This window comes from Thalassospira sp. MCCC 1A02491 (assembly GCF_001613785.1).
GTDB classification, from domain to species: domain Bacteria; phylum Pseudomonadota; class Alphaproteobacteria; order Rhodospirillales; family Thalassospiraceae; genus Thalassospira; species Thalassospira povalilytica.
In genome coordinates this window covers 61,728-86,945 of the sequence record NZ_LPVX01000031.1, presented here as the reverse complement: position 1 = coordinate 86,945, position 25,218 = coordinate 61,728, and the positions used below count along the sequence as shown (strand labels likewise).

Here is a 25,218-nt window from a genome sequence, read left to right as displayed (position 1 = left end):
AAATTCAATTCACCTAAATTACCGTCCACTCAAGAAGATTGTCCTGCTTCATGTGGTCCGGGAATTGCTTGTTTCCCGGAGGTTAGCATCCTCTGACGGCGGTTTGTGCAAATTTGCCGCTGTCAGGGGTGCTTTGTGCATCCCATAAGAAGGGTATCTCGGCATGAGTACTATTTTTGGATTGGGCAACGGGTTGCCAATGTCTTCCCGGGCCGGCTCTTCGGAGCGGTCAGGTGCACACGAAGGTATCGAAGGTTTTAGCGCAGGTAGCGCAGTACCTGTATTGACAACGGGCGACACCAATTCGGAAACCGGCACGTCCAAAAGCCAGCTTTCCGATGCGATGCAGTCCGTCATGCTTGAATTTCAGAATATCGGTTCGGGATCATCAAGCTTTGCGTCTGCCATGGCTGACGTTCAAGGCAATGACAATGACCCGAACAGCAATGCGGCGGGCGATGTGTTTTCGTCATCCTCACAATCTGATTCTACCGAAGCTGACATCTTGAACGCCAAGAAAGACGCCGAAGAAGAATTCAGAACCGCACTGCGTGATGCCAATTCAATTCCGATAAAGGATGATGAAAAGGCAGAAAAGGCTGAACTCGAACGACGCCAGGCACGTCAGGAACTTGATCAGATCGAACAATCCGCAACAAATCTTCCCGAAGATGTTGCCGGTCTGGACAGTCGCCTTACAGCCCAGCTTCTAAGTGGACAGCAAACCCGGAAATCAGCCGGTGACACGGCACTGGCTGCATAAAGACCAGTCTGTGATCCGACCACGCAAAAGAGCAGCATCTTTCGGTGCTGCTCTTTTTCATGCGAGGACTTTGATAACGTCAGAACAGCTTTGGCGGGGCGTCGCCGCGTTCTTCGCTTTGCAGTTCAAGAAGTGCGTTGTTGTAGGCCATCATCGCGTCCTTTTCGTGGACAAAGCCGATCATCTCGCGATCTTCACCGTTATTGAGCACCGGCAAATGTTCCTCGCCGGTTTGCTCCATCAGGCGGATGGCCTTTTCGATGCTGTCAGTACGGAACAGAACCGGCGGTTTTGACCGCGCCACTTCGCCGGCCGTCATATTCTGGGCGGCATCCGTATCAAACGCGGCATTGCGCAAATCGGTCAATGTAATGGTGCCATGCAGTTTGCCTTTGTCATCAACGACAAAAAGCTCCGCATAGGGGGCATTGAAAAGGGCTGATCGGACACTTGGCAAATCATGGGATAAAGGCACGGTGACATATTCGCGCTTCATGATGTCGGCGACCTTGATCATGCGCAGAAGATTGACCTCCCGCCCCCAATTGGTCGACAACCCGCGCATTTTAAGCTGCCAGTGGAAGAATGATCCGCCATTGGCCTGATCCATGATTACCGATGCCAGAACCGATGCCAGCATCACCGCAATGGTCAGCTGATAGTCGCCGGTAAGCTCAAACACGATCAGGGTTGTGGAAATCGGTGCCCCCAGAACAGCAGCCGCCACCGCCCCCATCCCGACCAGGGTATATGCCCCGTGCCCGGACGAGAAATCCGGCAAGGCGTGGGTGGCAACAATCCCGAACGCACCGCCCAGCATCGCACCAAGAAACAGGCTGGGGCTGAACATCCCGCCTGCAAATCCAAGCCCCATGCAGATCGCCACGACAAATGCCTTGGCAAACAGCAGACCGATCAGAAATGTCAGGCTGTATGTTTCATAAAGCGCATCATTCATCGCGCCATAACCGACACCGATGATCTGCGGAAAGCCAAGGCCGACAATTCCAACCACCAGACCGGCAATCGCCGGCCGACACCAAAGCGGCGCACGCGTGGTATCGGCAACCTTTTGAACGATGGGAATGGCACGCACCGTCAGCATTGCGGTGATCCCGGCCAGCAACCCCAAAAGCGCAAATGCGGGAAATTCCCAGAACGACTGAATGTTATGGAGTGGGATCAAAAACGCCACTTCCGATCCGTAATAAAGACGGGTAATCACCGTCCCCATCACCGACGACATCACAATCGGTGCAAAAGCGGTCCGGGCATAGTGGCCAAGAACCACTTCATGGGCAAAAAACATCCCGGCCAGCGGCGCGTTGAAGGATGCGGCAACGGCCGATGCCACCCCGCACCCCAACAAGGTGCGCGCTGCCCCGCGGCGCAAATGCAACACGCGTGCAAGCCAGGCCCCAAACGACGCCCCCATATGGACAACCGGCCCCTCGCGGCCAAGTGACGCGCCACTTCCCAGTGACACCGCGCTGGCAATCGCACTTTTGATGCCGCACCGGGTCGACATGCGCGCATCATTGAACGAAGCAGAGTCAATAACATCCGCAACCCCGTGCGGGCGCTGACCGGGTAAAAACTTGTAGATGAAAACACCGACGACCAGCCCGCCTGCGGTCGGTCCAAGAATCAGATGCCAGTTCGACAATCCCATCAGATGTTGATGAAGGGATTCTTCGCCCCACCCATAAACCAGCGCCTGCACCAGCAAAATGCCGTCCCGAAACAGGATCGTTCCACCCCCGGCCATCGCACCAACCACCAGCGCCAGAAGCGACAGGACCAGTTGCTCGCTTTTCACCAGACGGCGCAGACGGCTTAGTACCAGATTGGATTTGATCAGTTTTTCAGCCATTGCCGCAACACCGCAGAGCAAACATACGAAGGGGTCCTGTTCCGATGGGGTTGATCATAGGATCAGCGATTGCTGCGAATAAAGGGTAAACACCCGAAACATCAAGGATATTTTCCGATCTTTGCCCGCGCCCTCCCTCGTCAGCCGGTGTCCACAACCAAACAGCTTTCAAAAAACGATCATTGCCATCGACGGGGGAAATGCAGCATTCTTCGCCGTCTGTTCAGAATTTCTGACGCCACCCAAACCGTGTTGATACGGAATCCGAAAATGAATGATCCCCGACCCACGGGTAGCACTGCGGTACGACCGCTACCCGGCTTTGCTGAATTTGTCTGTCTGATGGCCATCACCATCGGGCTTGTCGCCCTGTCGATTGACAACCTGTTACCGGCCTTTGGCCCGATTGCTGCCGATTTCGGCATCGAAGACGGCAACCGCATGCAGATGCTGATTTATGTCTTCATGATTGCCTTTGGCCTGATGCAGATCGTCTATGGTCCGCTTGCCGACAGTTTTGGTCGCCGCTCGACCCTGATCGCCGGACTTGGCATCTATGCCATCGGTACGGTCATGGCGATCTTTGCCGACAGCTATGATCATTTGCTTATTGCCCGTTTCGTACAGGGACTTGGCGCTGCGGCCCCGCGCGTTCTGACCATGGCGATCACACGCGATTGTTTTGAAGGTCGCGAAATGGCGCGTGTCATGTCCTTTGTCATGATGGTATTCATCATTCTTCCGGTGTTTGCCCCGGCATCGGGCAGTTTGATTCTGGCACTGGCAAACTGGCACATGATTTTTGTCAGTACGCTTGTCCTCGCGATTGCGATTGTGTGCTGGTACCTGCTTCGGATGCCCGAAACACTGCATCCTGAATATCGGCATAAACTCTCGGTTCGCCGGATTGCCCGTGACATCAGAACCACCGTGACCAACCGCCAGACATTTGGCTATGCCACTGTCATGGGCATGATGTTTGCCTGTCTGATGGCCTATATCGGTTCGGCCCAACAAATCTTCGAGACCGAGGTCTATGGACTGGGTGTCTGGTTCCCGCTTGCCTTTGGCATGATTGCGGCCTGTATGAGTTTCTCGTCCTTCGTCAATGCCCGTCTGGTGCGGAAACTTGGCATGCACAAGATTTCCCATGTCGCCCTGTTCTTCATGACGGCAAGCAGTCTGGTCAACGTTCTGATCGCAATCGGTTTTGACGGCAAGCCGCCGCTTTGGCTGTTTGGTACCGGCCTTACCATGACGTTGTTCTGCTTTTCACTGACCATGCCGAATTTCAATTCGCTGGCCATGGAACCGGTTGGCGCCATTGCCGGAACTGCGTCGTCAATGATCGGCGTCTATAGCACCCTGATCGGCGTGATTGCCGGGGGCATTATCGGCCAGCAGTTTGACGGCACGGTGATCCCGCTTCTGGGTGGATATTTCTGTCTTGGTGTGATTGCCATTGTCATTGTCGGCATTACCGAACGCGGCAAGTTCTGTCAGGCGACACACTGACGCGGGCTCTGAAACTGACACGGCCTTTCCCCGACAGCCCTAAACGAAAAAAAGCCCCGCAGAGTGCAGTCTGCGGGGCTTTTCATTGCGACCAGTCAGATCATCATGACTTCAGATCATTATGACTGACGTGGATCGTAATTCAGGTTCGGTGCCAACCAGCGTTCTGCCTCGGCCATGGTCATGCCTTTGCGTTCGGCATAACTTTCGACCTGATCGCGTTCGATCTTGCCAAGGCCGAAATATTTGGCTTCGGGGTGGGCGAAATAGAAACCGCTGACAGACGAAGCCGGGGTCATCGCACAGCTTTCGGTCAGGGAAACGCCGACATTTTCCTCGGCATTCAAAAGCGACCAAAGGGTGCGTTTTTCGGTATGTTCCGGGCACGCAGGATAACCAGGTGCCGGACGGATACCGCGATAGTTTTCCGCAATCAGATCATCATTGCCGAGGTTCTCGTCTGCGGCATAGGCCCAAAGCTCTTTGCGGACCTTTTCGTGCATACGCTCGGCAAAGGCTTCGGCAAAGCGGTCACCAAGCGCCTTGACCAGAATGGCATTGTAATCGTCATGCTCGGCTTCAAGCTTTGAGGCAATCTGTTCGACTTCCGGTCCCGCCGTCACAACAAAGGCACCGATATAATCGGTCTTGCCGCTTTCCTTCGGCGCGATGTAATCGGCCAAAGCCCGGTTCGGACGTTTGTTATTTTCGCGGAACATCTGCTGGCGCAGGGTATGAAGCATGACCGGTTCATTCTGATCCGGGGCCGGGGTGACTTCGATATCATCACCGACCGAGTTTGCCGGCCAGATGCCAACAACCGCCCGCGGCTTGAACCATTTTTCCGCAACAATGCGTTTCAACATTTCCTGCGCATCGTCATAAAGACCGCGCGCAGTTTCGCCGACTTTTTCGTCCTTAAGGATATCGGGGAAACGACCATGCAGTTCCCAGGTTTCAAAGAACGGCTTCCAGTCAAAGCGCGCGACCAGATCTTCAAGATCAAAGTCATCAAACACGGTGATCCCCGGCTTTGCCGGAACCGGAACGTCATAGGCATCCCAGTCAAGCTGCACCTTGTTGGCGCGTGCATCAGCAAGGGCGAAGCGCTTTTTCTGCAATTGCTGGGCGGCGTGTTTTTCCGCCATCGCCAGATATTCATTGCGGATTTCAGCAGCAAATCGTTCGCGATGGGTTTCCGAAACCAGCTGGCTTGCAACCCCCACCGCACGCGATGCATCAATCACGTAAACGACCGACTTGTTATAGTTCGGTGCGATCTTGACCGCGGTATGTACCTTTGACGTGGTCGCCCCGCCGATCAGAAGAGGGATATCCAGACCTTCGCGTTCCATTTCGGCCGCAACATAGGTCATCTCTTCAAGCGACGGCGTAATCAGGCCCGAAAGACCGATCATGTCGACCTTTTCGGCCTTGGCAGTTTCAATGATCTTCTGGGTCGGAACCATCACACCAAGGTCAAGGACCTCGAAATTGTTACATTGCAGAACCACACCAACGATGTTCTTGCCGATGTCATGGACATCGCCCTTTACCGTCGCCAGAAGGATCTTGCCGTTGCTTTCGCGCACACCGTCTTTTTCTTCTTCGATGAACGGGATCAGATAGGCGACGGCCTTTTTCATTACACGGGCAGATTTCACCACCTGTGGCAAGAACATCTTGCCGGCACCAAACAGGTCACCGACGATGTTCATCCCATCCATCAGCGGCCCTTCAATGACATGAAGCGGCTTGTCGGCCTGCTGGCGGGCTTCTTCGGTGTCTTCCTCGACGAATTCGGCAATGCCGTTGACCAGCGCATGGGCCAGACGTTCATTGACCGGCTTTTTGCGCCATTCCAGATCGGCTTTCTTTTCCGGGCCGCCCGTGCCCTTGTATTTTTCGGCAACCTCAAGCAGACGGTCGGTCGCATCCGAACGACGGTTCAAAATGACGTCTTCAACGCGTTCACGCAGTTCTGCCGGAATTTCTTCATAGACGACCAGTTGCCCGGCATTGACAATCCCCATATCAAGACCGGCCTGGATGGCGTGATACAGGAAGACCGAATGCATGGCTTCGCGGACCGGGTTATTGCCACGGAACGAGAAGGACACGTTTGAAACACCGCCGGAAATCTTGGCATAAGGCAGGTGTTTTTTGATCAGCTTGCAGGCTTCGATAAAATCAACGGCATAATTGTCGTGTTCTTCGATCCCGGTTGCGACCGCAAAGATGTTCGGGTCAAAAATGATATCTTCGGGCGGGAAGCCGACTTTTTCGACCAGAACGTCATAGCTGCGTTTGCAAATTTCAAACTTGCGATCGACCGTGTCGGCTTGGCCTTTTTCATCAAAGGCCATGACAACAACTGCCGCACCGTAACGGCGCAATTGTTTGGCCTGGGCGATAAAGGGTTCTTCGCCTTCTTTCAGACTGATCGAGTTGACGATCCCCTTGCCCTGAAGACATTTAAGACCGGCCTCGATGACGTTCCATTTGGAACTGTCGACCATGATCGGCACGCGCGCAATATCGGGCTCGGCCGCAATCAGGTTGATGAACTTGACCATCGCCGTTTCGGCGTCAAGCATCGCATCATCCATGTTGATGTCGATGATCTGTGCGCCGTTTTCGACCTGCTGGCGGGCAATTTCAAGGGCCGCATCGTAATCTTCGTCAACGATCAGCTTTTTGAATTTCAGCGATCCGGCAACGTTGGTACGTTCACCAATATTGATAAATCTGGAAATGTCGGTCATGGGTCTGTTCGATCTCTTTTCAGCAATCAATATCGGGTTTACGCAGCGTCAAACGGCTCAAGGCCGGATAAACGCATTCTGGGTTCAATTTTCGGAAGCGCCCGCGGCTTGGCATTGGCCACGGCATCAGCAATCGCCTTGATGTGTGGCGGTGTTGTGCCACAGCATCCGCCCAGCAAATTGACCATGCCGGTTTCAGCCCATTCCTTGACCAGTGCTGCCATTTCCGCATCACTTTGATCATATTCACCAAATTCGTTCGGCAGGCCGGCATTGGGATAAACCGAAACGCGGCATTCGGCAATGCGCGACAGTTCCTGCACATAGGGGCGCAGCTGTGCAGCACCAAGTGCGCAGTTCAAACCGATCGAAAACGGCTTGGCGTGGCGGACCGAATTATAAAATGCTTCGGTGGTCTGCCCTGAAAGGGTACGGCCCGATGCATCGGTGATGGTGCCCGAAATAAGGACCGGAACATCTTCACCACGTTCTTCAAGAACTTCGTCGATGGCAAACAGTGCGGCCTTGGCATTGAGCGTATCGAAAATGGTTTCGACCAGAAGCGTATCCGCACCACCATCAAGCAGCCCCTTGGCCGCTTCCTTATAGGCGTCTTTAAGCTGATCAAAGGTGATCGCGCGATAACCCGGATTGTTCACATCCGGAGAGATTGAGGCCGTGCGGTTGGTCGGACCAATGGCACCGTTCACAAAACGCACATCGCCGGGATGGGCAGCTTCCCATTCGTCGCACGCCTGACGCGCGATCTTGGCACTTTCGAAATTGATCTCGTAGGCCAGATCCTCCATGCCGTAATCGGCCTGCGCGATGGTCGTCGCACTGAAGGTATTGGTCCCCTGAAGGTCTGCACCTGCCGCAATATATTGCAGATGGATGTCCTTGATGATGTCTGGCTGGGTCAGAGACAGAAGATCGTTATTGCCTTTGACATCCTGTTTCCAGTCGGCAAACCGTTCACCGCGATAATCTTCCTCGGTCAGTTTGTGTTTCTGGATCATGGTGCCCATGGCGCCATCAAGGATCAGTATCTTTTGTTCGGCCCGTTTGCGCAGCAGGGCGATGCGTTCCTTGCGATCATTCATCTTTTTCATCCAGTCTTTCAGTCAGGCTTTGCTGTTATCGGTAATCGGAACTCAGGCCGCAGCCTTGTCCGTTCCGCGGATACCCAGCGCATGACAGATGGCATAGGTCAGTTCGGCACGGTTCAGGGTATAGAAGTGGAAGTCGCTGACCCCTTCCTTCATCAACCCTTCAACCTGTGAAATGGCTTCGTGGAATGCAACCATGCGGCGCGTTTCCGGATCTTCGTCCAGACCGTCAAAACGCCAATGCAAGCGTTCCGGCACAGACGCCCCACACATATCGGCAAATTTCAAAAGCGATGCAAAATTGGTCACCGGCAGGATGCCCGGAACAATCGGGGCCGTGATGCCGGCAGCATCACATTTGTCACGGAACCGCAGATAGGTCTCGTTATCAAAGAAGAACTGCGTGATCGCACGGTTGGCCCCGGCATCGATCTTGCGTTTCAGATAATCGATCTCGAAATCGGCACTTGGTGCATCGGGATGCATTTCCGGATAGGCCGACACCGAAATATCAAAATCGGCAATTTCCTTAAGCCCGGCAACCAGATCAACCGCATAGGGATAACCGCCCGGGGTCGGTTCATAAGTATCACCGGCATCGGGCAAATCACCACGCAGGGCCACGATCGAACGAATGCCTTCGTCCCAGTATTTACGGGCGATCTGTTCGATTTCATCCTTGGTATGACCGACACAGGTCAGGTGCGCGGCCGCGGGAATGCCGGTTTCACCCTGAATGCGGGTGACACTGCCATGTGTGCGATCACGCGTGGTACCGCCCGCGCCATAGGTCACCGAAACAAAGGACGGGTTCAGCGGCGCAAGACGATGGATCGATCGCCACATGGTTTCTTCCATCTTTTCCGTTTTGGGCGGAAAGAATTCGAATGAAACCCGCAGATCGTTGCGTGCTGCCTGTTTTTCTTGAACCGTCATCATTTCAATCCTGTCTTCGCTTTCCCTTGGATCGGGCTTTATTTTTGATCTCGGGGGATACGGATTATTCCGCAGCCCTGTCGGTGTTTTTATCTGGTGTCTGTGTGGCGGCCTGGGTTGCGGCATGCGCTGTCCAAATCCGGACGGTCAGCGGCTTGCCGGGCAGGTTTATGACATTGTCGAATACAAGTTCACATGCGCGAAACCACGTACTGATCGACGAATCTTCAAAGCCAAGGCGCCGGTGCGCGTGCTCTTCACGCAATTCTTCGCGATCATGTGGAGCAAAATCGACAACCACCAGCCGGCCCCCAGGTGCCAGAACGCGGGCGGCTTCGGCGATTGCCGCATCGGGCTTTTCGGCAAAGTGAAGAACCTGATGCAGGGTCACGACATCAAACATGCCCCCCGGATACGGCAGCTGATACATGTCGGCCTGACGCACCAGACAATTGGAAAGATCGGCACGTTGCAGGCGCGCACGCGCCACGGCAAGCATTTCGCGCGACATGTCCACACCGACACCTTCTTCGGCGTTTCGGCCCAGCAGTTCCAGTATCCGGCCCGTTCCCGTACCGATATCAAGAATACGCCCGCCGCTCAGATCCCCAACCGCATCAAGCAGGGCCTGTTCAACAACAGCCTCGTCAATATGAAGGGATCTGATCTGGTCCCAGTCTTCGGCATTGGCGCGGAAATATTCGGTGGCGATTTTTTCACGCTGGGCTTTGACCTGATCAAGGCGCGCCCGATCAAGGGACAAAATTTCATCATCGGCCGGCAACAAAGCCAGAACCGGCTGCACCAGATCGGCCCCCGGGCCGGAATGCGGCGTACGATAAAACACCCAGGTCCCTTCACGGAATCGCACAAGCAACCCGGCTTCGCACAGCAATTTCAGATGACGGGAAACACGTGGCTGGCTTTGGCCGATGATCTGCGTGATCTCGCTGACCGTCAGTTCGCATTCCGCGCAAATCGCCAATAACCGAAGCCGTGTCGCTTCGGCGGCTGCGCGCAATCTTGCCAAAACCTGTTCCATAGCCGTCTCTCCCATTCACGAAAAACAGATATAAAGATATGTTTATATTTAATCAACGACTATTTTCCCACCCAAACGAGGTATGGCAAAAAGGTCACACGGTAAAACGGCTTGAACCCTTTCAACTTTTTGTATGCTGGCGTTTAATTTCGCCCTATGCTAACCACATAAATATTCGAGGCGTACGCGATACATGATCCGACTTCGAGAGCAGGAAGTTGATCGGTAACGTTTTTTGGTGTTCCCGCGCGAAAAACGTCTTGGGTCAAGGAAGTCTATGTATCGAAAATCGGTTGGCTGAAAATAATGAAGTTTCGAGCTCTACTTTCACTCTGTGCTGCTGGTTCGCTGTCCTTGCTGACGGCTTGTGCATCAACAGAGCCCGCACAGGATATGAGCGATTTCGACCCAATTGAACCGGTAAACCGTGTTGTGCACGGTGTAAACGGCGCAGTCGATTTCATGGTTCTGTACCCCGCTGCGATGTGGTACCGCGATATTGCGCCGGAACCCGTCAAGACGTCGGTTGCAAGCTTTGTGCGCAACCTGAACGAACCGCTGAACTCACTCAACGCATTGCTTCAGGGTGACCCGGATCAGGCCGCGGCCTCGTTCCAGCGTTTCATCATGAACTCGACGCTGGGCTTCCTTGGTTTCAACGACGTCGCTGCCGATTTCGGCATTCCGTACCGTCGTGAAGATTTCGGTCAGACCCTTGCGCATTATGGCGTCGGTGCCGGTCCTTATATTGTTCTGCCGCTGATTGGTCCGTCCAACTTGCGTGACAGTGTTGGCCTTGGTGTTGACTATGTTGCCAACCCGCTGACCTGGGGCGCACAGAATAGCGACACCGCCGAAGCACTTTATCTTGGCTCGATCGGTGTGAGCGCATTGCATTATCGCTATGCGACCGTCAATCAGCTTAACGAGCTGCAGAAATCGTCAATCGACTATTATGCAGCCCTGCGCAGCCTGTATCGTCAGCAGCGCAACACCCTGATTCGCAACGGCGCACCTGCACCGGCTTCTGCGGTCGAGGATGAAAGTGCTGAATTCAGCTTTGACGACGCCGTCGAAGCCGCAAGCCAGTAAGAGCGAGCCATGACCAAGACCAAGATCATCATCCCCGCAGCAGCCGCACTTTTTGGTGTTGCTGCGGTCTGGTCTGGCCCGGTTATGGCCGCGACCACCGCATCCCCGGTGATCGCAGAGGTCGCCGTTGACCAAAGTGCGGCCAATGTCATTCAGTCCCTTGCCGATCAGGCAATGGCCGAACTGACCGACCAGACGCTTGGCGATGATGTCCGCCGCCAGAAATTCGTTGCCCTGATGGATCGCTACTTCGAAATGGAAGTTGTGTCGCGCTTTGTGCTCGGCCGCTATTGGCGTTCCATTTCCAAGGAAGAAATCGACGAGTTTTCCAAGCTTCTTCAGAACTATCTCGCGCTGAACTATGCCAACCAGTTCAAAGCCTTTAACGGCGAACAGTTCGTTGTCGGCAGCGAGACCGAAAAGAACAAGGACACCTTCGTCAATTCACAGTTCGTTCGCCCTGATGGCCCGCCGGTCAATATCGTTTGGCGTATGCGTCTGTTTGATAACCATTACAAGATCATTGATGTTTCGATCGAAGGTCTGAGCATGGGCATTACCCAGCGTGACGAATTCACCTCGGTGATCCAGCAAAATAACGATGATGTCAGCGCCCTGACCAGCGCGCTTAAGGCAAAAACCGGCCTTTAGGTCACAGACCACACCATCAAAAGATCAAAGCCACCATTTCCAGATGGTGGCTTTTTCTTTGTCCGGAAATAAACCTATTGCGCCCCAAAAACAAAAGGCCACCCGAAGGTGGCCTTTCGCAATTCACAATGCCCTTTCCCGAATTAACGGGTAAGCGGCTTGTATTTGATGCGGTGCGGGCGGCTTGCCTCTTCACCATAGCGGCGTTTGTAATCCGCCTCATATTCCTGATAGTTGCCTTCGAACCATTCGACATGCGAATTGCCTTCGTAAGCCAGGATGTGAGTCGCAATACGGTCAAGGAAGAAGCGATCGTGCGAGATAACCACAGCACAACCGGCAAATTCCAGAAGACCTTCTTCAAGCGCACGCAGCGTATCAACGTCAAGATCGTTGGTCGGTTCGTCAAGCAGCAGCACGTTTGCGCCCGATTTCAACATCTTGGCAAGGTGAACGCGGTTACGTTCACCACCGGAAAGCTGACCGACTTTTTTCTGCTGGTCCGCACCTTTGAATGCAAACTGCGAAACATAGGCACGCGATGACATCGGACGTTTGCCCAGAAGGATCTCGTCCAGGCCGTCGGAAACTTCCTGCCAGACGGTCTTGTTCGGATCAAGCGAGTCACGCGACTGATCGACATAGCCAAGCTTGACGGTTTCACCGATCTTCAGCGTTCCGGAATCCGGGGCTTCGGTTCCGGTCAGCATTTTGAACAGCGTGGTTTTACCGGCACCGTTCGGGCCGATCACACCAACGATACCGCCCGGCGGCAGACGGAAATGAAGATCATCAAACAGAAGCTTGTCGCCAAATGCCTTGGTCAGACCTTCGGCAGTGATAACCTCGTTACCAAGGCGCTCGGCAATCGGAATAACGATCTTGGTCGAATCCGGCACTGCCTTGGCGGCTTCGGCGACAAGATCATCATAGGCACGGACACGGGCCTTGGATTTTGCCTGACGGCCTTTCGGGTTCTGGCGAATCCATTCCAGCTCGGTTGCCAGCTGTTTCTGGCGGCTGCCTTCCTGACGGGCTTCCTGTTCCAGACGCTTCTGCTTCTGCTCCAGCCAGGACGAATAGTTGCCTTCATACGGGATGCCCTGACCACGGTCGAGTTCAAGGATCCAGCCGGTAACGTTATCAAGGAAGTAACGATCGTGGGTAACCAGAATGACGGTGCCCTGATAGTCTTCCAGGTGACGTTCAAGCCAGGCAACCGATTCCGCATCAAGATGGTTGGTCGGTTCGTCAAGCAGCAGAATGTCCGGCTTGGCCAGCAGCAGACGACAAAGCGCAACGCGGCGGCGCTCACCACCGGAAAGCTTGGACACATCGGCATCTTTGGGCGGGCAGCGCAGCGCGTCCATGGCGATTTCAAGCGTACGCTCAAGATCCCAGCCATTGGCCGCATCGATACGTTCCTGAAGTTCACCCTGCTCAGCAAGGAGATCATTCATCTCGTCATCGGTCATCGGTTCGGCGAATTTGGCGCTGATTTCGTTAAAGCGCGCAAGATCGTCAACAACCTGGCCGCAACCTTCCATGACGTTGCCAAGAACATCCTTTGCCGGGTTCAGCTGCGGTTCCTGTTCAAGGTAACCAACGCGAACACCTTCTGCCGGCCATGCTTCACCGGCAAAATCCTTTTCGATGCCTGCCATGATCTTGAGCAGGGTCGATTTACCCGCACCGTTGTTCCCCAGAACACCGATCTTTACGCCCGGCAGGAACGACAGCGTAATGCCCTTGAAAAGTTCACGACCGCCCGGAAGGATCTTGGTCAGGTCCTTCATGACGTAAATATACTGGTAGGATGCCATTAAATTCCCCATCCAAATGTCATTGGGTCCGTCCCCATCGGGACCGGATCACGACGGCATGCACATATTCATGCCTGAAAAGCTGTGCCCGTTTGTAACCGACGTGCTTGCGCTTAACAACTTCAAACCGCACATGCCCGCATGCAAGCCGCACGCGGGGGCAGGACACCCTCTAACTTTGTCGAAATTGGTGATCGGGCAACCGCGCCGGGCAATTTTTTGTGCAAGCGACGCGCAAATTTGATCCGCAACCGATATGCAAACCACCACAGGCAATCGCCCCCAAACAGACCAAAAGCATCCGGAACACTGCCAAACGGCAATCTATGAGTGTTTTATTCACCCCGAAAACTCAACCAAAAATACCGCATTGCACAATGGAAAAACTGGCGGAAATCTTTGTGATTTTGGCCGGTTCATTCAACCAGACCGTCGCTAACGCACTGTTCTATACGACTAATGATTAGCTTCTGGGGAATCCCGAAAACTGGTATCGAGCTTAGAAGGCAATGAGTGTGTCGTTACAGTTTCATTGCCGCTTAGTACATGCGGCCGACTGACAAAAACACAACAAACGGTCGGCAGGGGAAGTTATCAATTCTAGGAAGGAGACGCGCGATGGATGAACAAAGCGCAGCCTACTGGAAGAGAAACGTGAAGCTGGTCGCAACTCTGACTGTGATCTGGTTCATCGTTTCCTACGGTTTCGGCATTCTGTTTGTCGATGCCCTTAACAGTATCGAAATAGCGGGCTTCCAGCTTGGTTTCTGGTTTGCTCAACAGGGGTCCATCTATGTCTTTGTCGCACTGATTTTCGTTTATGTGTCGAAGATGAACAAACTGGACCGCGAGTTCGACGTTCACGAAGACGACGATTGACGCTGGATCTGGGGAGACAGACAAAATGGATCTTACTACCCTTACATATATCGTCGTAGGCTTGAGCTTCGCGCTGTATATCGGCATCGCGATCTGGGCCAAGGCGAGCACCACCGGCGAATTCTATGTCGCTGGCAAAGGTGTTAACCCGGTCGTCAACGGCATGGCGACCGCAGCAGACTGGATGTCGGCTGCTTCCTTCATTTCTATGGCTGGCCTCATTGCCTTCCTTGGCTATGGCGGCTCGGTTTACCTGATGGGCTGGACCGGCGGCTACTGCCTGCTGGCCATGCTTCTGGCACCTTACTTGCGTAAATACGGCAAGTTCACCGTGCCGGAATTCATCGGCGATCGCTATTATTCCAAAGCAGCCCGTATCGTTGCTGTTATCTGCCTGATCTTTATTTCGTTCACTTATGTGGCAGGCCAGATGCGCGGCGTCGGTATCGTGTTCTCGCGCTTCCTTGAAGTCGAAATTCTTACCGGTCTGATCGTCGGTATGGGCATCGTCTTCATCTATGCCGTTCTTGGCGGCATGAAGGGCATTACCTATACCCAGGTTGCACAATATTGCGTTCTGATTGTTGCCTACACCATTCCGGCGATCTTCATTGCCTTCCAGCTGACCGGCAATCCGCTGCCGCAGCTGGCATTCGGCTCGACCGTCAATGGTACCGGCGAATATATGCTTGAACGCCTCAACAATGTCGTGACGGAACTCGGCTTCCTTGAATACACGACCACCAACAAGTCGACGATTGATGTCTTTGCCATCACCGCCGCCCTGATGGTTGGTACTGCCGGCCTTCCGCACGTTATCGTTCGCTTCTTCACCGTGCCGAAAGTGCGTGACGCACGTTCGTCGGCTGGTTGGGCGCTGGTCTTCATCGCGCTGCTTTACACCACTGCCCCGGCAGTTGGTGCGATGGCTCGTCTGAACCTGACCGAAACCATCCAGACCGGTGAAGTTGGTGCCGAAGACGGCAACCTGTCCTATGAAGAACGTCCGGACTGGATGAAGCGCTGGGAAGCAACCGGCCTTCTGAGCTTCGAGGACAAGAACGGTGACGGTCGCATCCAGTATTACAACGATGCGAACGCAGAATTCGCTGCCAAGGCTGCCGAATATGGCTGGGCTGGCAACGAGCTGAGCGTGGACCGTGACATCATGGTTCTGGCCAACCCGGAAATTGCACAGCTTCCGAACTGGGTTATTGCACTGGTTGCTGCGGGCGGTATTGCCGCTGCGCTGTCGACTGCTGCCGGCCTGCTTCTTGTGATTTCCTCTGGCGTGTCGCATGACCTTCTCAAAGGTACCTTCACACCGGACATGACAGAAGGCCAGGAACTGATGGCAGGACGTATCGCAGCAGCAGTTGCGATCCTGATTGCCGGTTATCTCGGGTACAACCCGCCGGGCTTCGTGGCACAGGTGGTCGCGTTTGCCTTCGGTCTTGCGGCATCCTCGCTGTTCCCGGTTATCATCATGGGGATCTTCTCCAAGAAGGTTAACCGCGAAGGCGCGATTGCCGGCATGTTGACGGGTCTGATCTTCACCATGGGCTATATCCTTGCCTATAAAGGTGTGTTCTTCGATCCGATCATTGCCAACACGCCGGACAACTGGCTGTTCGGTATCTCGCCGGAAGGCATTGGTACTGTGGGTATGGTTCTGAACTTCATCGTTGCTTTCGCTGTGTCGAAAGTCACCGCTGAACCGCCAGCACATATCCAGCACATGGTTGAAGACATCCGCGTTCCGAAAGGAGCCGGTGGCGCGGTTGACCATTAATCGGTCAACCGGTTTGCCAAATCTGTTGCAGGCCCCCGGATCACTGGTCCGGGGGCTTTTCTTTTCGGTTGCTATCAGGCAACAATGACGGCGGGTCCGTTTTATTTGGTTTGCATTGATTTATGTTGGCCCACCAACCGGCCACGCTGTGCAAATTAAATCAAACAGCCTCTGGCGGAGGACAAAAGGCATGAGCATCGAACTCGAAGAAATCGCGGAATTTCTCAAACAGCATCACCCGTTTGCGCTGTTGCCTGACGAAGAAATCAATGCCCTGCCCAAACGGCTGACGGCCCGGTATTTCCGCGCCGGCACCAAGGTCCTGTCCCCCGAAGAACAATGCCTTCATCTTTACATCATCCGGACTGGCGGCACCGAAACCCGCGATCCGGACGGCCAGCTTCTTGCCCGCCTGTCCGAAGGGGAATGTTTCGGTGTGCGCGCGATGTTCCGCAATGGCAAGGCTGCCAATAACATCACCACCCTTGAAGACAGCCTGTGTTACCTGTTGCCGGAAAAGGACTTTCACGAGCTGGCCGGGAAATTCCCGCAATTCAAATATTTCTTTGCCCAGATGGGGGGCGACCGGCTGCGCAGCGGCATGCAACTGATTGAAAGCCTCGATGACGATCAGCTCAAACTCATGAGCATCAAGGTCGCCGACCTGATTGCCCGCGATCTTGTCAGCATCGACAAATCGGCCACCATCCTTGAAGCCGGAAAACTGATGAGCAAGGAACGGGTTTCCTGCCTGCTGATCACCGAGGGTGCCGACGAGATTGCCGGCATCATGACCGACCGCGACCTTCGCAATCGCGTTGTTGCCCAGGGGCGCAGTTATGATGAACCGGTAACCGAAATCATGACCGCCAACCCGATCTCGGTTCATCCCGATGATTATGCCTTTGACGCGCTTCTGACCATGACGCGACACAATGTGCGCCATCTTCCGGTCATGAAAGACGGCAAGGCGGTCGGCATGATCACCACCAACAACCTGCTGGCGCGTCAATCCCTGTCCGCCGTTTATATGGCCGGACGGATCGGCAAACTGACCAATCCGGCAGACATGGCAAAGGTGATCGAACAGGTTCCCGAACTTCTCAGCCACCTGATCGAAGCGGGCGCAACATCGCAAAATGCCGGGCATATCGTCACCACCCTGTCGGATGCGGCAACCGTCCGGCTTTTGCAACTGGCCGAAGAAAAGCTTGGCCCGCCGCCCGTTCCCTATGTCTGGATGGCTGGCGGATCCCAGGGCCGACAGGAACAAACCGCCCTTTCCGATCAGGACAACTGCCTGATCATTGATGACACCTATGATCCCGAACAGCACGGGGCCTGGTTCAAGGCGCTGGCTGATTTTGTCTGTGACGGGCTGAATACGGTTGGCTATGTCTTTTGCCCGGGCGAGATGATGGCAAAAACCGACCAGTGGCGTCAGCCCGTACGGGTCTGGCAGCAATATTTCAACAAATGGATCGAACAACCCGAACCCAAGGCCCTGATGCTGTGTTCGGTCTGGTTTGACTTGCGCCCGATCCACGGCACCAAAAGCCTGTTTGACAATCTGCACCGCCTGATTGTGTCAAAGGCCCGCGACAACCGTATTTTCCAGGCCTATATGGTTGGCAATGCCCTGACCCATCATGTGCCGCTAGGCTTCTTTAAAAACTTTGTGATGATCCGCGGCGGGGAACATGACCGGACCCTTGATCTGAAACATAATGGCGTGGTCCCGATTGTTGATATTGCGCGTATCCACGCGCTGGCAAATGGGGTCGAAGCAGTCAATACCTTCGAACGTCTTCATGCCATCAAACCATTGCCATCCATCAGCACACAGGGGGCATCCGATCTGCTTGATGCGTTCGAATTCATCAGCATCACGCGCCTGAAACATCAGGTACGACAAATCCGGCGCGGAGATGCCCCGGACAACTTCCTTCATCCTGAAAGTCTGTCTGCGTTTGAGCGCAGCCACCTCAAGGATGCCTTTTCGGTGATCAAGAACCTTCAGGGTGCGCTTGAACACGCCTTTGGCAAAAGCGGGACCTGATCGGTATGGGGTTGCGCCAGAAAATCTTCGACAGTCAGCTCTATCGCGATTTCATCCAGCGCAAGGCCACCGGCCCGTTGCGCCGCTATTATGATATCCCGCCTGCCGATCCGGCCCGGTCCGTGATGGAAACCGAATTTATCGCCCTTGATCTCGAAACCACTGGCCTTGATCCCAAACGCGACGAGATCGTCAGTCTGGGCTGGGTGATTATCCGCCAGCTCGGCGTCGATTTCGCCAGCTGCGAACATATTCTGGTCCGCCCGCGCGGAGAACTTCGCGAAAGTTCGGTTGTTGTTCACCGCATCTTTGACAGCGACGTGGCCGATGCCCCCGACATTGCCACCGCACTTGAACATTTGCTGCCCCAAATGGCTGGCCGGGTTCTGATATCGCATCACGCCCCGATCGAGCTCGGCTTTTTAGGTCAGGCCTGCAAACGATGTTTTGGTGCGCCACTGCAAATCCCAACGGTTGATACCCTGGTTCTCGCATTGCGCGATCTGCATCGCAGCGGACAACCGATGAAATCAGGGGCGCTGAAACTTGATAATTTGCGACGCAGTCATAATTTGCCACCATTTCGCGCCCATAACGCATTGTCCGATGCAATTGCCGCCTCGGGGCTGTTTCTGGCACAGATTGCCAAACGTGATCCAAAAGGCGAACTTGAGCTCAACCGGATACTGCGCTAATCCGATGATAGGGCATTAAAAAAGGCCCGAACAAATATAACAGGGAACTGGGAGCCGCACGCATGTATGTCTTTATTTTCACGACGGTTGTCGTTGGGTTTGCTGCGGCCGGGGTGGTCATGTTGCTTTTTCGCCTGTGGGGGCGCAAGGCACCGAAATATGTCATCCCCTTCGTCGCGGCTGTTGCGATGTTCTGCTATATGATCTGGGATGAATATAGCTGGTTTGAACGCTATGACGCCCGCCTTCCCGATACCATCACCGTTATTCAGACCTTCACCGACGAAAACCCGTTCGCCCCCTGGACCCTGATTTCTGCGCCGATCAATCGCTTTACCGCCATTGACCGTGACAAGCTTGTCACCAATCCCGGCAATCCTGATCAGAAACGGGTCACCACATTGCTGCTGAAAAAAGGTGCCGAAACACTGGCACTAACCCATCTTGTGGACTGTGCATCGGGCAAGCGCGGCTATATCACTGCCGATAACAATCTTGATGAAAACGGCTTTCCGACCGACATGACGGAATGGTTTGACATGGATGCTGACGATCCGCTGCGCGCGGCGGTCTGCCGGTAACCACCGCCGAATTTTTCATCACCCGATCCCGACAGCCCGCTCTTTGCGGGCTGTTTGTTTTTGCGGACACGAACCCGCCATCAGGTGCCCTACGCGCATAATGGCCATCGCATCAATTGCTTGACGCATCGCTATATCCAATGAAATATAACGATATATCATAATCGGTCCGGAACCCTGCCCCATGCGCCATCTCGCCCCTTTTCTTGTTCTTCCGGTGATTCTTTTTGCGTCGCTTGCCGTTCGCGCGGACACTATTACGGTTTTTGCTGCGGCCAGCCTGACCAATGCAATGACCGCAGCAGCCCGGTCTTATGAAGACCAAACCGGCGATCATATTCAGATGTCATTTGCCAGTTCATCGACACTCGCCCGGCAAATCGCGGCGGGGGCACCGGCCGATATCTTCATTTCGGCCAATCAGAAATGGATGGACTGGCTGTCTGATCAGGACATGATCGCGCCGGGCACGCGCCACGATGTTGTCGCCAATTCGCTGGTGGTGATTACACCAACCGACAGTCCGGTTGAGACGGTTTCCCTGACCGGGGACCCTGGACTTGTGGCACTGCTGGAAACAGATGACCGGATTGCGGTTGGCGACCCGGACCATGTTCCTGCCGGTATTTATGCCAAACAGGCGCTTTCCAAACTGGGGCAGTGGGAAGATCTGTCACCCCGACTTGCACGCGCTGATAATGTGCGTGCGGCCCTTGCCCTGGTGGAACGCGGCGAGGCGCCATTCGGGATTGTGTATGGCACCGACGCGGCAATTGCACAGGATGTCAAAATTGTCGCAACCTTCCCCAAAGACAGCCATCCCCCCATCACCTATCCGGTCGCCCTGACCAGGGATGCACATACCGATCGCAACACAAAATTCCTTGCCTGGCTTTTGGGGGATGACGCGGGTCGAATTTTTGCCGATTATGGCTTTGATCCGGTTGAGACACTCAAAACAGGTACGACCCCGCAATGATCAGTTTAACGCCCGCCGAAATCGAGGCCCTTTTACTGAGCTTGCGAATTTCGGGCGTTGCTGTTTTATGTGCTCTGCCCTTTGCCATTCTTGTCGCCACAGCACTTGCACTGGGCCGGTTTCCGGGGCGCTTCATCCTTGATGCCATTGTGCATTTGCCGCTGATCCTGCCGCCGGTGGTGATGGGCTATTTGCTTTTGATCGGGTTTGGCACCCGCGCCCCGCTTGGCGCGTGGCTTTATGAAACCTTTGATATCCGTTTTGTCTTTAGCTGGACCGGGGCGGCATTGGCATCGGCCATTGTCAGTTTCCCGTTTCAGGTCCGGGCCATCCGGCTCAGCCTTGAAAACGTCAATCACGGCCTTTATCAGGCCGCTGAAACACTTGGCGCAGGGCCGGTTGATCGCTTTTTCTCGCTGACATTGCCACTTGCCCTTCCGGGGATCATTGCCGGTGCGATTACGGCCTTTGCTGCCAGTTTGGGCGAATTTGGCGCGATCATTACCTTTGTTTCCAATATTCCCGGCGAAACACGCACATTGCCGCTTGCGATCTATACCGCCATTCAGACACCGGGCGGCGAACTTGCCGCGGCACGGCTGGCTGCCCTGTCGATCGGCTTGGCCTTTGCCGGATTATTGCTGTCTGAAATTGCCATGCGCCACATCCGCAAAAGGGCACTGGCATGAGCATCACTGTTTCGATCAGCCACAAGCTTGGCAAATTTGATCTGGATGCGGACTTCCATATTCCTGATACCGGCATCACCGCCCTGTTCGGGCCATCGGGCAGCGGCAAGACCAGTCTGATCAATATTATCGCCGGGTTGGAAACTCCCCGTCAGGGCCATATCGAAATCAGTGACCGGGTTGTCTTTGACCATCGCCAACGGATCAATTTGCCCGCACGGAAACGGCGGGTCGGCTATGTATTTCAGGATGCTCGCCTGTTTCCCCATAAAACTGTCAGTGAAAATCTGTATTTCGGGGCGCGCCGCAATGCACAGAAACTGCCGCGCGAAGAACAAAGCGCCATCCTTGAAATGCTGGACATTCTGCCATTGATGGGACGCCGTCCTGCCGCACTTTCCGGCGGGGAAAAACAGCGCGTCTCTCTTGGCCGTGCGCTGTTATCCAACCCCGATATCCTGCTGCTTGATGAACCGCTATCGGCACTTGATCATGCCCGCAAACAGGAAATCCTGCCCTATTTCGAATGGCTTCGTGATCATCGCAAAATCCCGATGCTTTATGTCACCCATGCGATTGACGAAGTTGCGCGGCTTGCCGACCATATGGTGGTGATTGATCAGGGCAAAACACTGGCCAGCGGATCGGTATTTGAAATGCTGGGTCGCACCGACTTGCCCCCCCTCGCCGGCCGGTTTGATGCCGGTACCGTTCTTTCGGCCCGGATTGTCAGTCGCGATCCCAAGGCCGAAGTCAGTTTTCTTGATTGCGCCGGACAACGGCTTGTTGTGCCCTATCTCGGCCGTCCGACCAATCCGAATGTCAGGCTGCATATCCGTGCGCGCGATGTCATGATCGCGAAAACCGCACCGACCGGCATCAGTGCCAATAACGTCATTCCGGTCACCATCACCAAGATCAACCAGGAAAACCGCGATACCGTTGATATCAGCCTGTGTCTTGGCCATGATCCGGATGGCCGCCATCAACACGACACAGCAAATGGCCAACCGGTCCTGCATGCCCGCATCACCCGATGGTCCGCACACCGCCTGAAACTCGGTCTTGGTCAGAAAGTCTTCGCCGTCATCAAATCCGTCACGGTCGACGGTCAGGTCACCGACCACGCGATCTGATGATGTTAGCGCTAACAAATATTGAAATTCAATTATTTGGCATATCCGAACCAAGCAGGCCTGCAAGTTCGCAAAGCTCTTCGTCAAGGGCGGTACGGGCCTTTGTGCAGGCTGCTTCGTAAAGTTCGACCACCCGCATCCCGGTGGCGGTCAAAGTTGCCCCGCCATGACCGCGCCCGCCAATGCTTGTTTCAATCACCGGATCGGCAAAGCTGCGATTAAGCTCGTCAATCAGCAACCACGCCCGGCGATAGGACATCCCCATCGACCGCGCCGCTGCCGAGATCGAGTGATGCGCATCCACTGCCCGTAGCAGATCGACCTTGCCATAGCCAAGCCGAACACCGTCGGGCAGTTCAATTTTCAGTCGGACCGTAAGTTTTTCGCCTGTCATGGCGCTACATTATCCCGACCGGCAATTGCCCGCCAAGATCAAAGATCAGGGGGCCTGACAACAGATCACATTCGCGGTCACGCGACCGGCGTGATCAGTTCCCCGCGCGTATCCCAGGCATCAAGATTATCAACAACAAGCTGCGCCATGGCATCGCGGGTTTCAACAGTACCGCTGGCATGATGCGGATACAAAACCACGTTTTCGAACGCGGCAAAAGCCCGGTCCATGTTTGGTTCGTTGTAAAAAACATCAAGCCCGGCACCGGCAATCCGCCCGGTTTCAAGGGCCTTGATCAGGGCAGGCTCGTCAATGACCGAACCGCGCGCCACATTGATAACAAAACCGTTTTCCCCCAATGCCGCCAGCACATCGGCATTGATGATCCCCTCTGTTGCTGGCCCGCCCGGACAGGACAGCATCAGGATATCGGCCCATGTCGCCAAATCGGTCAGACGATCAAAAAATCGGTAATCGACCGGCTTTGGATTGCGTCCGAAATAACCGATTTCAAGCCCGCTTGGCGCGGCACGCGATGCAATCGCCTGACCAATCCGGCCCAAGCCGACAATGCCAAGTTTCTTGCCCCGCACCGACCGGGTCAATGCCATCGGCCCGACCGATGCCCATTTGCCACTGCGCGCCCAATCATCACCGGCAACCAGTTTGCGCAAGGTCGCATGCATCAACATGATCGCGGTATCAGCAACATCATCTGTCAGGATATCGGGGGTAATTGAAACCCGGATGCCGCGCGCCCGGCACGCTTCGAGATCAATCTGATCATAGCCGACCCCGAAACTTGTAATCACTTCAAGATTTGGCAGCCGCTCCATCAGATCGACAGACAGTCCAAACCTGGCCGAAGTCACAACAGCAGTTATCTTGTCCCCCATGCGATCAAGAAACGCCGCCTTGTCATCGATCTGATCAAAACGATGAAGGTCATATCGCTGGGCAAGCTGCGCGGTATAGGCAGGACGAATATCCGTAATCGCAAGAACAGACCGGGTCATGATCAGACTTTCATTGGGGCAAACAAAGACCAAAACTACCCAATGCCAACTTGTAAAACAAGTTGATAAGATAAATAACAATTGCCGATTTTGCCCGCATACCGACCCGCCGGGCGCGCCCGTTCAAAAGATCACTTTCCCATCAGATCCGGCAGAAACAGTGTCACTTCCGGGAACATGATCAACCCGATCAGAACAATAATCTCCATGATCAGGAAGGGTACAATTCCGCGGAAAATTGTCCCCAAAGGCACCCCGGTTTGCGCGGATGCCACATAGGCATTCAAACCAAGCGGCGGGGTCAGAAGGCCGATCTCGACTGTTTTGGTCACTATGATCCCGAACCAGATCGCATCATAACCAAGCGCCATGGCAGTCGGAAACGCCAATGGCATGGCCAGCGACAAGATCGCCAATTGATCCATGAACATCCCCATCACCAGCAAGATCAAAACGATCAGGGCCAGAATGACTTCGCGCGACATGTCTGTGGTCGAAACGAATTCCAGAATGCTTTGGGTAACACGCGTGAAGGCCAGATAATTGGAAAAGATCGCCGAACAGGCAATGATCGCCACAATCATGACGGTGGCGCGGATCGAACTGCTGATGGATGTGCCCAGCCCCTTGATCGTCAGGGTTCGTTGGGCAAGGACCACAATAAGCGACCCCATAACACCAAGGGCGGCTGCCTCGGACGGGGAAGTCAAACCACCGTAAATCGCCCCGATCACCGCCACAATCAGCAAGGCAATCGGCAAGACATTGACACTTGATCGCGCGGCCTTGCGCAATTCAAACGGATCGCCTTTTGGTGCATAGTCCGTCCGGTTGGCAATCAGCTTGATCACCGTACACAAACCCGCTGCGGTCAAAAGACCCGGCAAGATGCCAGCAATGAACAGTTTGCCAATCGATGTTTCGGTCAAAACGCCATACACGACCAGAACGATACTTGGCGGAACCACCACGGCCAATGTCCCACCAACCGAGACGACTGCGGCCGAAAGGCGATCATGATATTTGTGCCTGCGCATTTCAGGAAAGGCCGACGCGGCCATAGCCGCGGTCGAGGCCGTCGAACTGCCAACAAGGGCTGCTAGCAGAACAGATGCCGCAACCGTTGCCATGGCAAGTCCGCCCCTGAAATGCCCGACCCAGTTCTGACAGGCGATAATGGCGCGTCGTGTCACATCCCCGGCGGTCAGCAATTCCGCCATAAGGATGAATAACGGAATGGACACCAGGATAAAGGATGACGACGTATCAAAAAACGTCCGTTCAAGAACAGAAAGTGCCGGCTTCATCCCCAATTGCATGGCAAGGCCAAGGAAACCTGAAATTCCCATGGCAAATGCAATTGGCATTCGCAAAATCATCAGCACCGCAAGAACGACGAGGATCAGGAAAAACGTAAACATGAATGGAA

Annotated in this window: 21 protein-coding genes; 12 read left to right on the top strand and 9 right to left on the bottom strand. The window is 54.5% G+C overall.

The features are described 5' to 3' along the window. Window positions 1-163: 163 nt before the first annotated feature. Window positions 164-763, top strand: a complete 600-nt coding sequence (locus tag AUQ42_RS12870; RefSeq protein ID WP_156480885.1) for a hypothetical protein — start codon at window positions 164-166, stop codon at window positions 761-763. Window positions 764-842: 79 nt separating this feature from the next. On the opposite strand, the gene AUQ42_RS12865 is transcribed toward AUQ42_RS12870, so the two are convergent. Then, window positions 843-2,636 (bottom strand): chloride channel protein, encoded by a 1,794-nt coding sequence (locus AUQ42_RS12865; protein ID WP_068519492.1) that lies wholly within the window; start codon window positions 2,634-2,636, stop codon window positions 843-845. A gap of 270 nt (window positions 2,637-2,906) precedes the next feature. Between AUQ42_RS12865 and AUQ42_RS12860 the strand changes: the two genes are divergently transcribed. Next, entirely contained in the window at window positions 2,907-4,151 is a 1,245-nt protein-coding gene (locus AUQ42_RS12860; RefSeq protein ID WP_068519491.1) for a multidrug effflux MFS transporter, read from the top strand. Window positions 4,152-4,270: 119 nt separating this feature from the next. Here AUQ42_RS12860 and metH read toward each other — a convergent pair whose 3' ends face one another. From metH to AUQ42_RS12845, 4 genes are all read right to left on the bottom strand, one after another. Continuing rightward, window positions 4,271-6,916: a methionine synthase gene (metH, locus tag AUQ42_RS12855; RefSeq protein ID WP_082817852.1), complete on the bottom strand. Its 2,646-nt coding sequence runs from the start codon at window positions 6,914-6,916 to the stop codon at window positions 4,271-4,273. A 38-nt stretch (window positions 6,917-6,954) separates the two neighbouring features. Further along, window positions 6,955-8,019 (bottom strand): homocysteine S-methyltransferase family protein, encoded by a 1,065-nt coding sequence (locus AUQ42_RS15670; protein WP_228196351.1) that lies wholly within the window; start codon window positions 8,017-8,019, stop codon window positions 6,955-6,957. A 51-nt stretch (window positions 8,020-8,070) separates the two neighbouring features. Further along, window positions 8,071-8,964 (bottom strand): methylenetetrahydrofolate reductase, encoded by an 894-nt coding sequence (gene metF / locus AUQ42_RS12850; RefSeq protein WP_369813526.1) that lies wholly within the window; start codon window positions 8,962-8,964, stop codon window positions 8,071-8,073. A 61-nt stretch (window positions 8,965-9,025) separates the two neighbouring features. After that, window positions 9,026-10,003, bottom strand: coding sequence for a metalloregulator ArsR/SmtB family transcription factor (locus AUQ42_RS12845; RefSeq protein WP_068519490.1), 978 nt, complete (start codon window positions 10,001-10,003; stop codon window positions 9,026-9,028). Window positions 10,004-10,396: 393 nt separating this feature from the next. Between AUQ42_RS12845 and AUQ42_RS12840 the strand changes: the two genes are divergently transcribed. Continuing rightward, window positions 10,397-11,095: a VacJ family lipoprotein gene (locus tag AUQ42_RS12840; RefSeq protein WP_228196350.1), complete on the top strand. Its 699-nt coding sequence runs from the start codon at window positions 10,397-10,399 to the stop codon at window positions 11,093-11,095. A 9-nt stretch (window positions 11,096-11,104) separates the two neighbouring features. Beyond that, on the top strand, window positions 11,105-11,746 hold the full coding sequence (locus tag AUQ42_RS12835) for a phospholipid-binding protein MlaC (RefSeq protein WP_068519488.1): 642 nt from the start codon (window positions 11,105-11,107) through the stop codon (window positions 11,744-11,746). Between the two features lie 143 nt (window positions 11,747-11,889). Here the strand turns inward: AUQ42_RS12835 and ettA are convergent, their stop codons facing one another. After that, window positions 11,890-13,569: an energy-dependent translational throttle protein EttA gene (ettA, locus tag AUQ42_RS12830; RefSeq protein ID WP_068519487.1), complete on the bottom strand. Its 1,680-nt coding sequence runs from the start codon at window positions 13,567-13,569 to the stop codon at window positions 11,890-11,892. A 618-nt stretch (window positions 13,570-14,187) separates the two neighbouring features. Between ettA and AUQ42_RS12820 the strand changes: the two genes are divergently transcribed. The 8 genes from AUQ42_RS12820 to modC all read left to right on the top strand — a co-directional run bounded on the left by AUQ42_RS12820 (window position 14,188) and on the right by modC (window position 22,379). Then, window positions 14,188-14,448 (top strand): DUF4212 domain-containing protein, encoded by a 261-nt coding sequence (locus AUQ42_RS12820; RefSeq protein ID WP_068519485.1) that lies wholly within the window; start codon window positions 14,188-14,190, stop codon window positions 14,446-14,448. Window positions 14,449-14,473: 25 nt separating this feature from the next. Then, the gene (locus AUQ42_RS12815; RefSeq protein ID WP_068519484.1) at window positions 14,474-16,240 is read left to right on the top strand and encodes a sodium:solute symporter family protein; all 1,767 of its coding nucleotides are present in this window, start codon (window positions 14,474-14,476) and stop codon (window positions 16,238-16,240) included. A gap of 190 nt (window positions 16,241-16,430) precedes the next feature. Further along, window positions 16,431-18,299, top strand: a complete 1,869-nt coding sequence (locus AUQ42_RS12810; RefSeq protein ID WP_068519483.1) for a DUF294 nucleotidyltransferase-like domain-containing protein — start codon at window positions 16,431-16,433, stop codon at window positions 18,297-18,299. A 5-nt stretch (window positions 18,300-18,304) separates the two neighbouring features. Continuing rightward, window positions 18,305-18,994, top strand: coding sequence for an exonuclease domain-containing protein (locus AUQ42_RS12805; RefSeq protein ID WP_068519482.1), 690 nt, complete (start codon window positions 18,305-18,307; stop codon window positions 18,992-18,994). A 62-nt stretch (window positions 18,995-19,056) separates the two neighbouring features. Then, entirely contained in the window at window positions 19,057-19,575 is a 519-nt protein-coding gene (locus AUQ42_RS12800; protein WP_068519481.1) for a hypothetical protein, read from the top strand. A gap of 184 nt (window positions 19,576-19,759) precedes the next feature. Next, window positions 19,760-20,554, top strand: coding sequence for a molybdate ABC transporter substrate-binding protein (gene modA / locus AUQ42_RS12795; protein WP_068519480.1), 795 nt, complete (start codon window positions 19,760-19,762; stop codon window positions 20,552-20,554). Then, window positions 20,551-21,243: a molybdate ABC transporter permease subunit gene (gene modB, locus AUQ42_RS12790; protein ID WP_181848969.1), complete on the top strand. Its 693-nt coding sequence runs from the start codon at window positions 20,551-20,553 to the stop codon at window positions 21,241-21,243. Before modA ends, modB begins: the two co-directional genes overlap by 4 nt. After that, the gene (gene modC, locus AUQ42_RS12785; RefSeq protein ID WP_068519479.1) at window positions 21,240-22,379 is read left to right on the top strand and encodes a molybdenum ABC transporter ATP-binding protein; all 1,140 of its coding nucleotides are present in this window, start codon (window positions 21,240-21,242) and stop codon (window positions 22,377-22,379) included. Before modB ends, modC begins: the two co-directional genes overlap by 4 nt. A 28-nt stretch (window positions 22,380-22,407) precedes the next feature. Here modC and AUQ42_RS12780 read toward each other — a convergent pair whose 3' ends face one another. The 3 genes from AUQ42_RS12780 to AUQ42_RS12770 all read right to left on the bottom strand — a co-directional run bounded on the left by AUQ42_RS12780 (window position 22,408) and on the right by AUQ42_RS12770 (window position 25,210). Next, a complete protein-coding gene (locus tag AUQ42_RS12780) occupies window positions 22,408-22,773 on the bottom strand; it encodes a winged helix-turn-helix domain-containing protein (protein WP_068519478.1) in 366 nt (121 codons plus the stop codon). Between the two features lie 77 nt (window positions 22,774-22,850). Beyond that, on the bottom strand, window positions 22,851-23,789 hold the full coding sequence (locus AUQ42_RS12775; protein ID WP_068519477.1) for a 2-hydroxyacid dehydrogenase: 939 nt from the start codon (window positions 23,787-23,789) through the stop codon (window positions 22,851-22,853). 131 nt (window positions 23,790-23,920) lie between these two features. Beyond that, complete coding sequence (locus AUQ42_RS12770) at window positions 23,921-25,210, bottom strand: TRAP transporter large permease (protein WP_068519476.1); 1,290 nt, start codon at window positions 25,208-25,210, stop codon at window positions 23,921-23,923. Between the last annotated feature and the right edge of the window lie 8 nt (window positions 25,211-25,218).

Excerpts from the sequence above, each read along its gene's own strand:
- AUQ42_RS12810 (WP_068519483.1), top strand. The coding sequence starts at position 16,431 with ATGAGCATCGAACTCGAAGAAATCGCGGAATTTCTCAAACAGCATCAC.
- AUQ42_RS12780 (WP_068519478.1), bottom strand. The coding sequence starts at position 22,773 with ATGACAGGCGAAAAACTTACGGTCCGACTGAAAATTGAACTGCCCGAC.
- AUQ42_RS15670 (WP_228196351.1), bottom strand. The coding sequence starts at position 8,019 with ATGAATGATCGCAAGGAACGCATCGCCCTGCTGCGCAAACGGGCCGAA.
- AUQ42_RS12770 (WP_068519476.1), bottom strand. The coding sequence starts at position 25,210 with ATGTTTACGTTTTTCCTGATCCTCGTCGTTCTTGCGGTGCTGATGATT.
- AUQ42_RS12800 (WP_068519481.1), top strand. The coding sequence starts at position 19,057 with ATGTATGTCTTTATTTTCACGACGGTTGTCGTTGGGTTTGCTGCGGCC.
- metH (WP_082817852.1), bottom strand. The coding sequence starts at position 6,916 with ATGACCGACATTTCCAGATTTATCAATATTGGTGAACGTACCAACGTT.
- AUQ42_RS12835 (WP_068519488.1), top strand. The coding sequence starts at position 11,105 with ATGACCAAGACCAAGATCATCATCCCCGCAGCAGCCGCACTTTTTGGT.
- AUQ42_RS12815 (WP_068519484.1), top strand. The coding sequence starts at position 14,474 with ATGGATCTTACTACCCTTACATATATCGTCGTAGGCTTGAGCTTCGCG.
- modA (WP_068519480.1), top strand. The coding sequence starts at position 19,760 with ATGCGCCATCTCGCCCCTTTTCTTGTTCTTCCGGTGATTCTTTTTGCG.
- ettA (WP_068519487.1), bottom strand. The coding sequence starts at position 13,569 with ATGGCATCCTACCAGTATATTTACGTCATGAAGGACCTGACCAAGATC.
- AUQ42_RS12865 (WP_068519492.1), bottom strand. The coding sequence starts at position 2,636 with ATGGCTGAAAAACTGATCAAATCCAATCTGGTACTAAGCCGTCTGCGC.
- AUQ42_RS12775 (WP_068519477.1), bottom strand. The coding sequence starts at position 23,789 with ATGACCCGGTCTGTTCTTGCGATTACGGATATTCGTCCTGCCTATACC.
- AUQ42_RS12820 (WP_068519485.1), top strand. The coding sequence starts at position 14,188 with ATGGATGAACAAAGCGCAGCCTACTGGAAGAGAAACGTGAAGCTGGTC.
- modC (WP_068519479.1), top strand. The coding sequence starts at position 21,240 with ATGAGCATCACTGTTTCGATCAGCCACAAGCTTGGCAAATTTGATCTG.
- metF (WP_369813526.1), bottom strand. The coding sequence starts at position 8,964 with ATGATGACGGTTCAAGAAAAACAGGCAGCACGCAACGATCTGCGGGTT.
- AUQ42_RS12845 (WP_068519490.1), bottom strand. The coding sequence starts at position 10,003 with ATGGAACAGGTTTTGGCAAGATTGCGCGCAGCCGCCGAAGCGACACGG.
- AUQ42_RS12870 (WP_156480885.1), top strand. The coding sequence starts at position 164 with ATGAGTACTATTTTTGGATTGGGCAACGGGTTGCCAATGTCTTCCCGG.
- AUQ42_RS12840 (WP_228196350.1), top strand. The coding sequence starts at position 10,397 with ATGAGCGATTTCGACCCAATTGAACCGGTAAACCGTGTTGTGCACGGT.
- modB (WP_181848969.1), top strand. The coding sequence starts at position 20,551 with ATGATCAGTTTAACGCCCGCCGAAATCGAGGCCCTTTTACTGAGCTTG.
- AUQ42_RS12805 (WP_068519482.1), top strand. The coding sequence starts at position 18,305 with ATGGGGTTGCGCCAGAAAATCTTCGACAGTCAGCTCTATCGCGATTTC.
- AUQ42_RS12860 (WP_068519491.1), top strand. The coding sequence starts at position 2,907 with ATGAATGATCCCCGACCCACGGGTAGCACTGCGGTACGACCGCTACCC.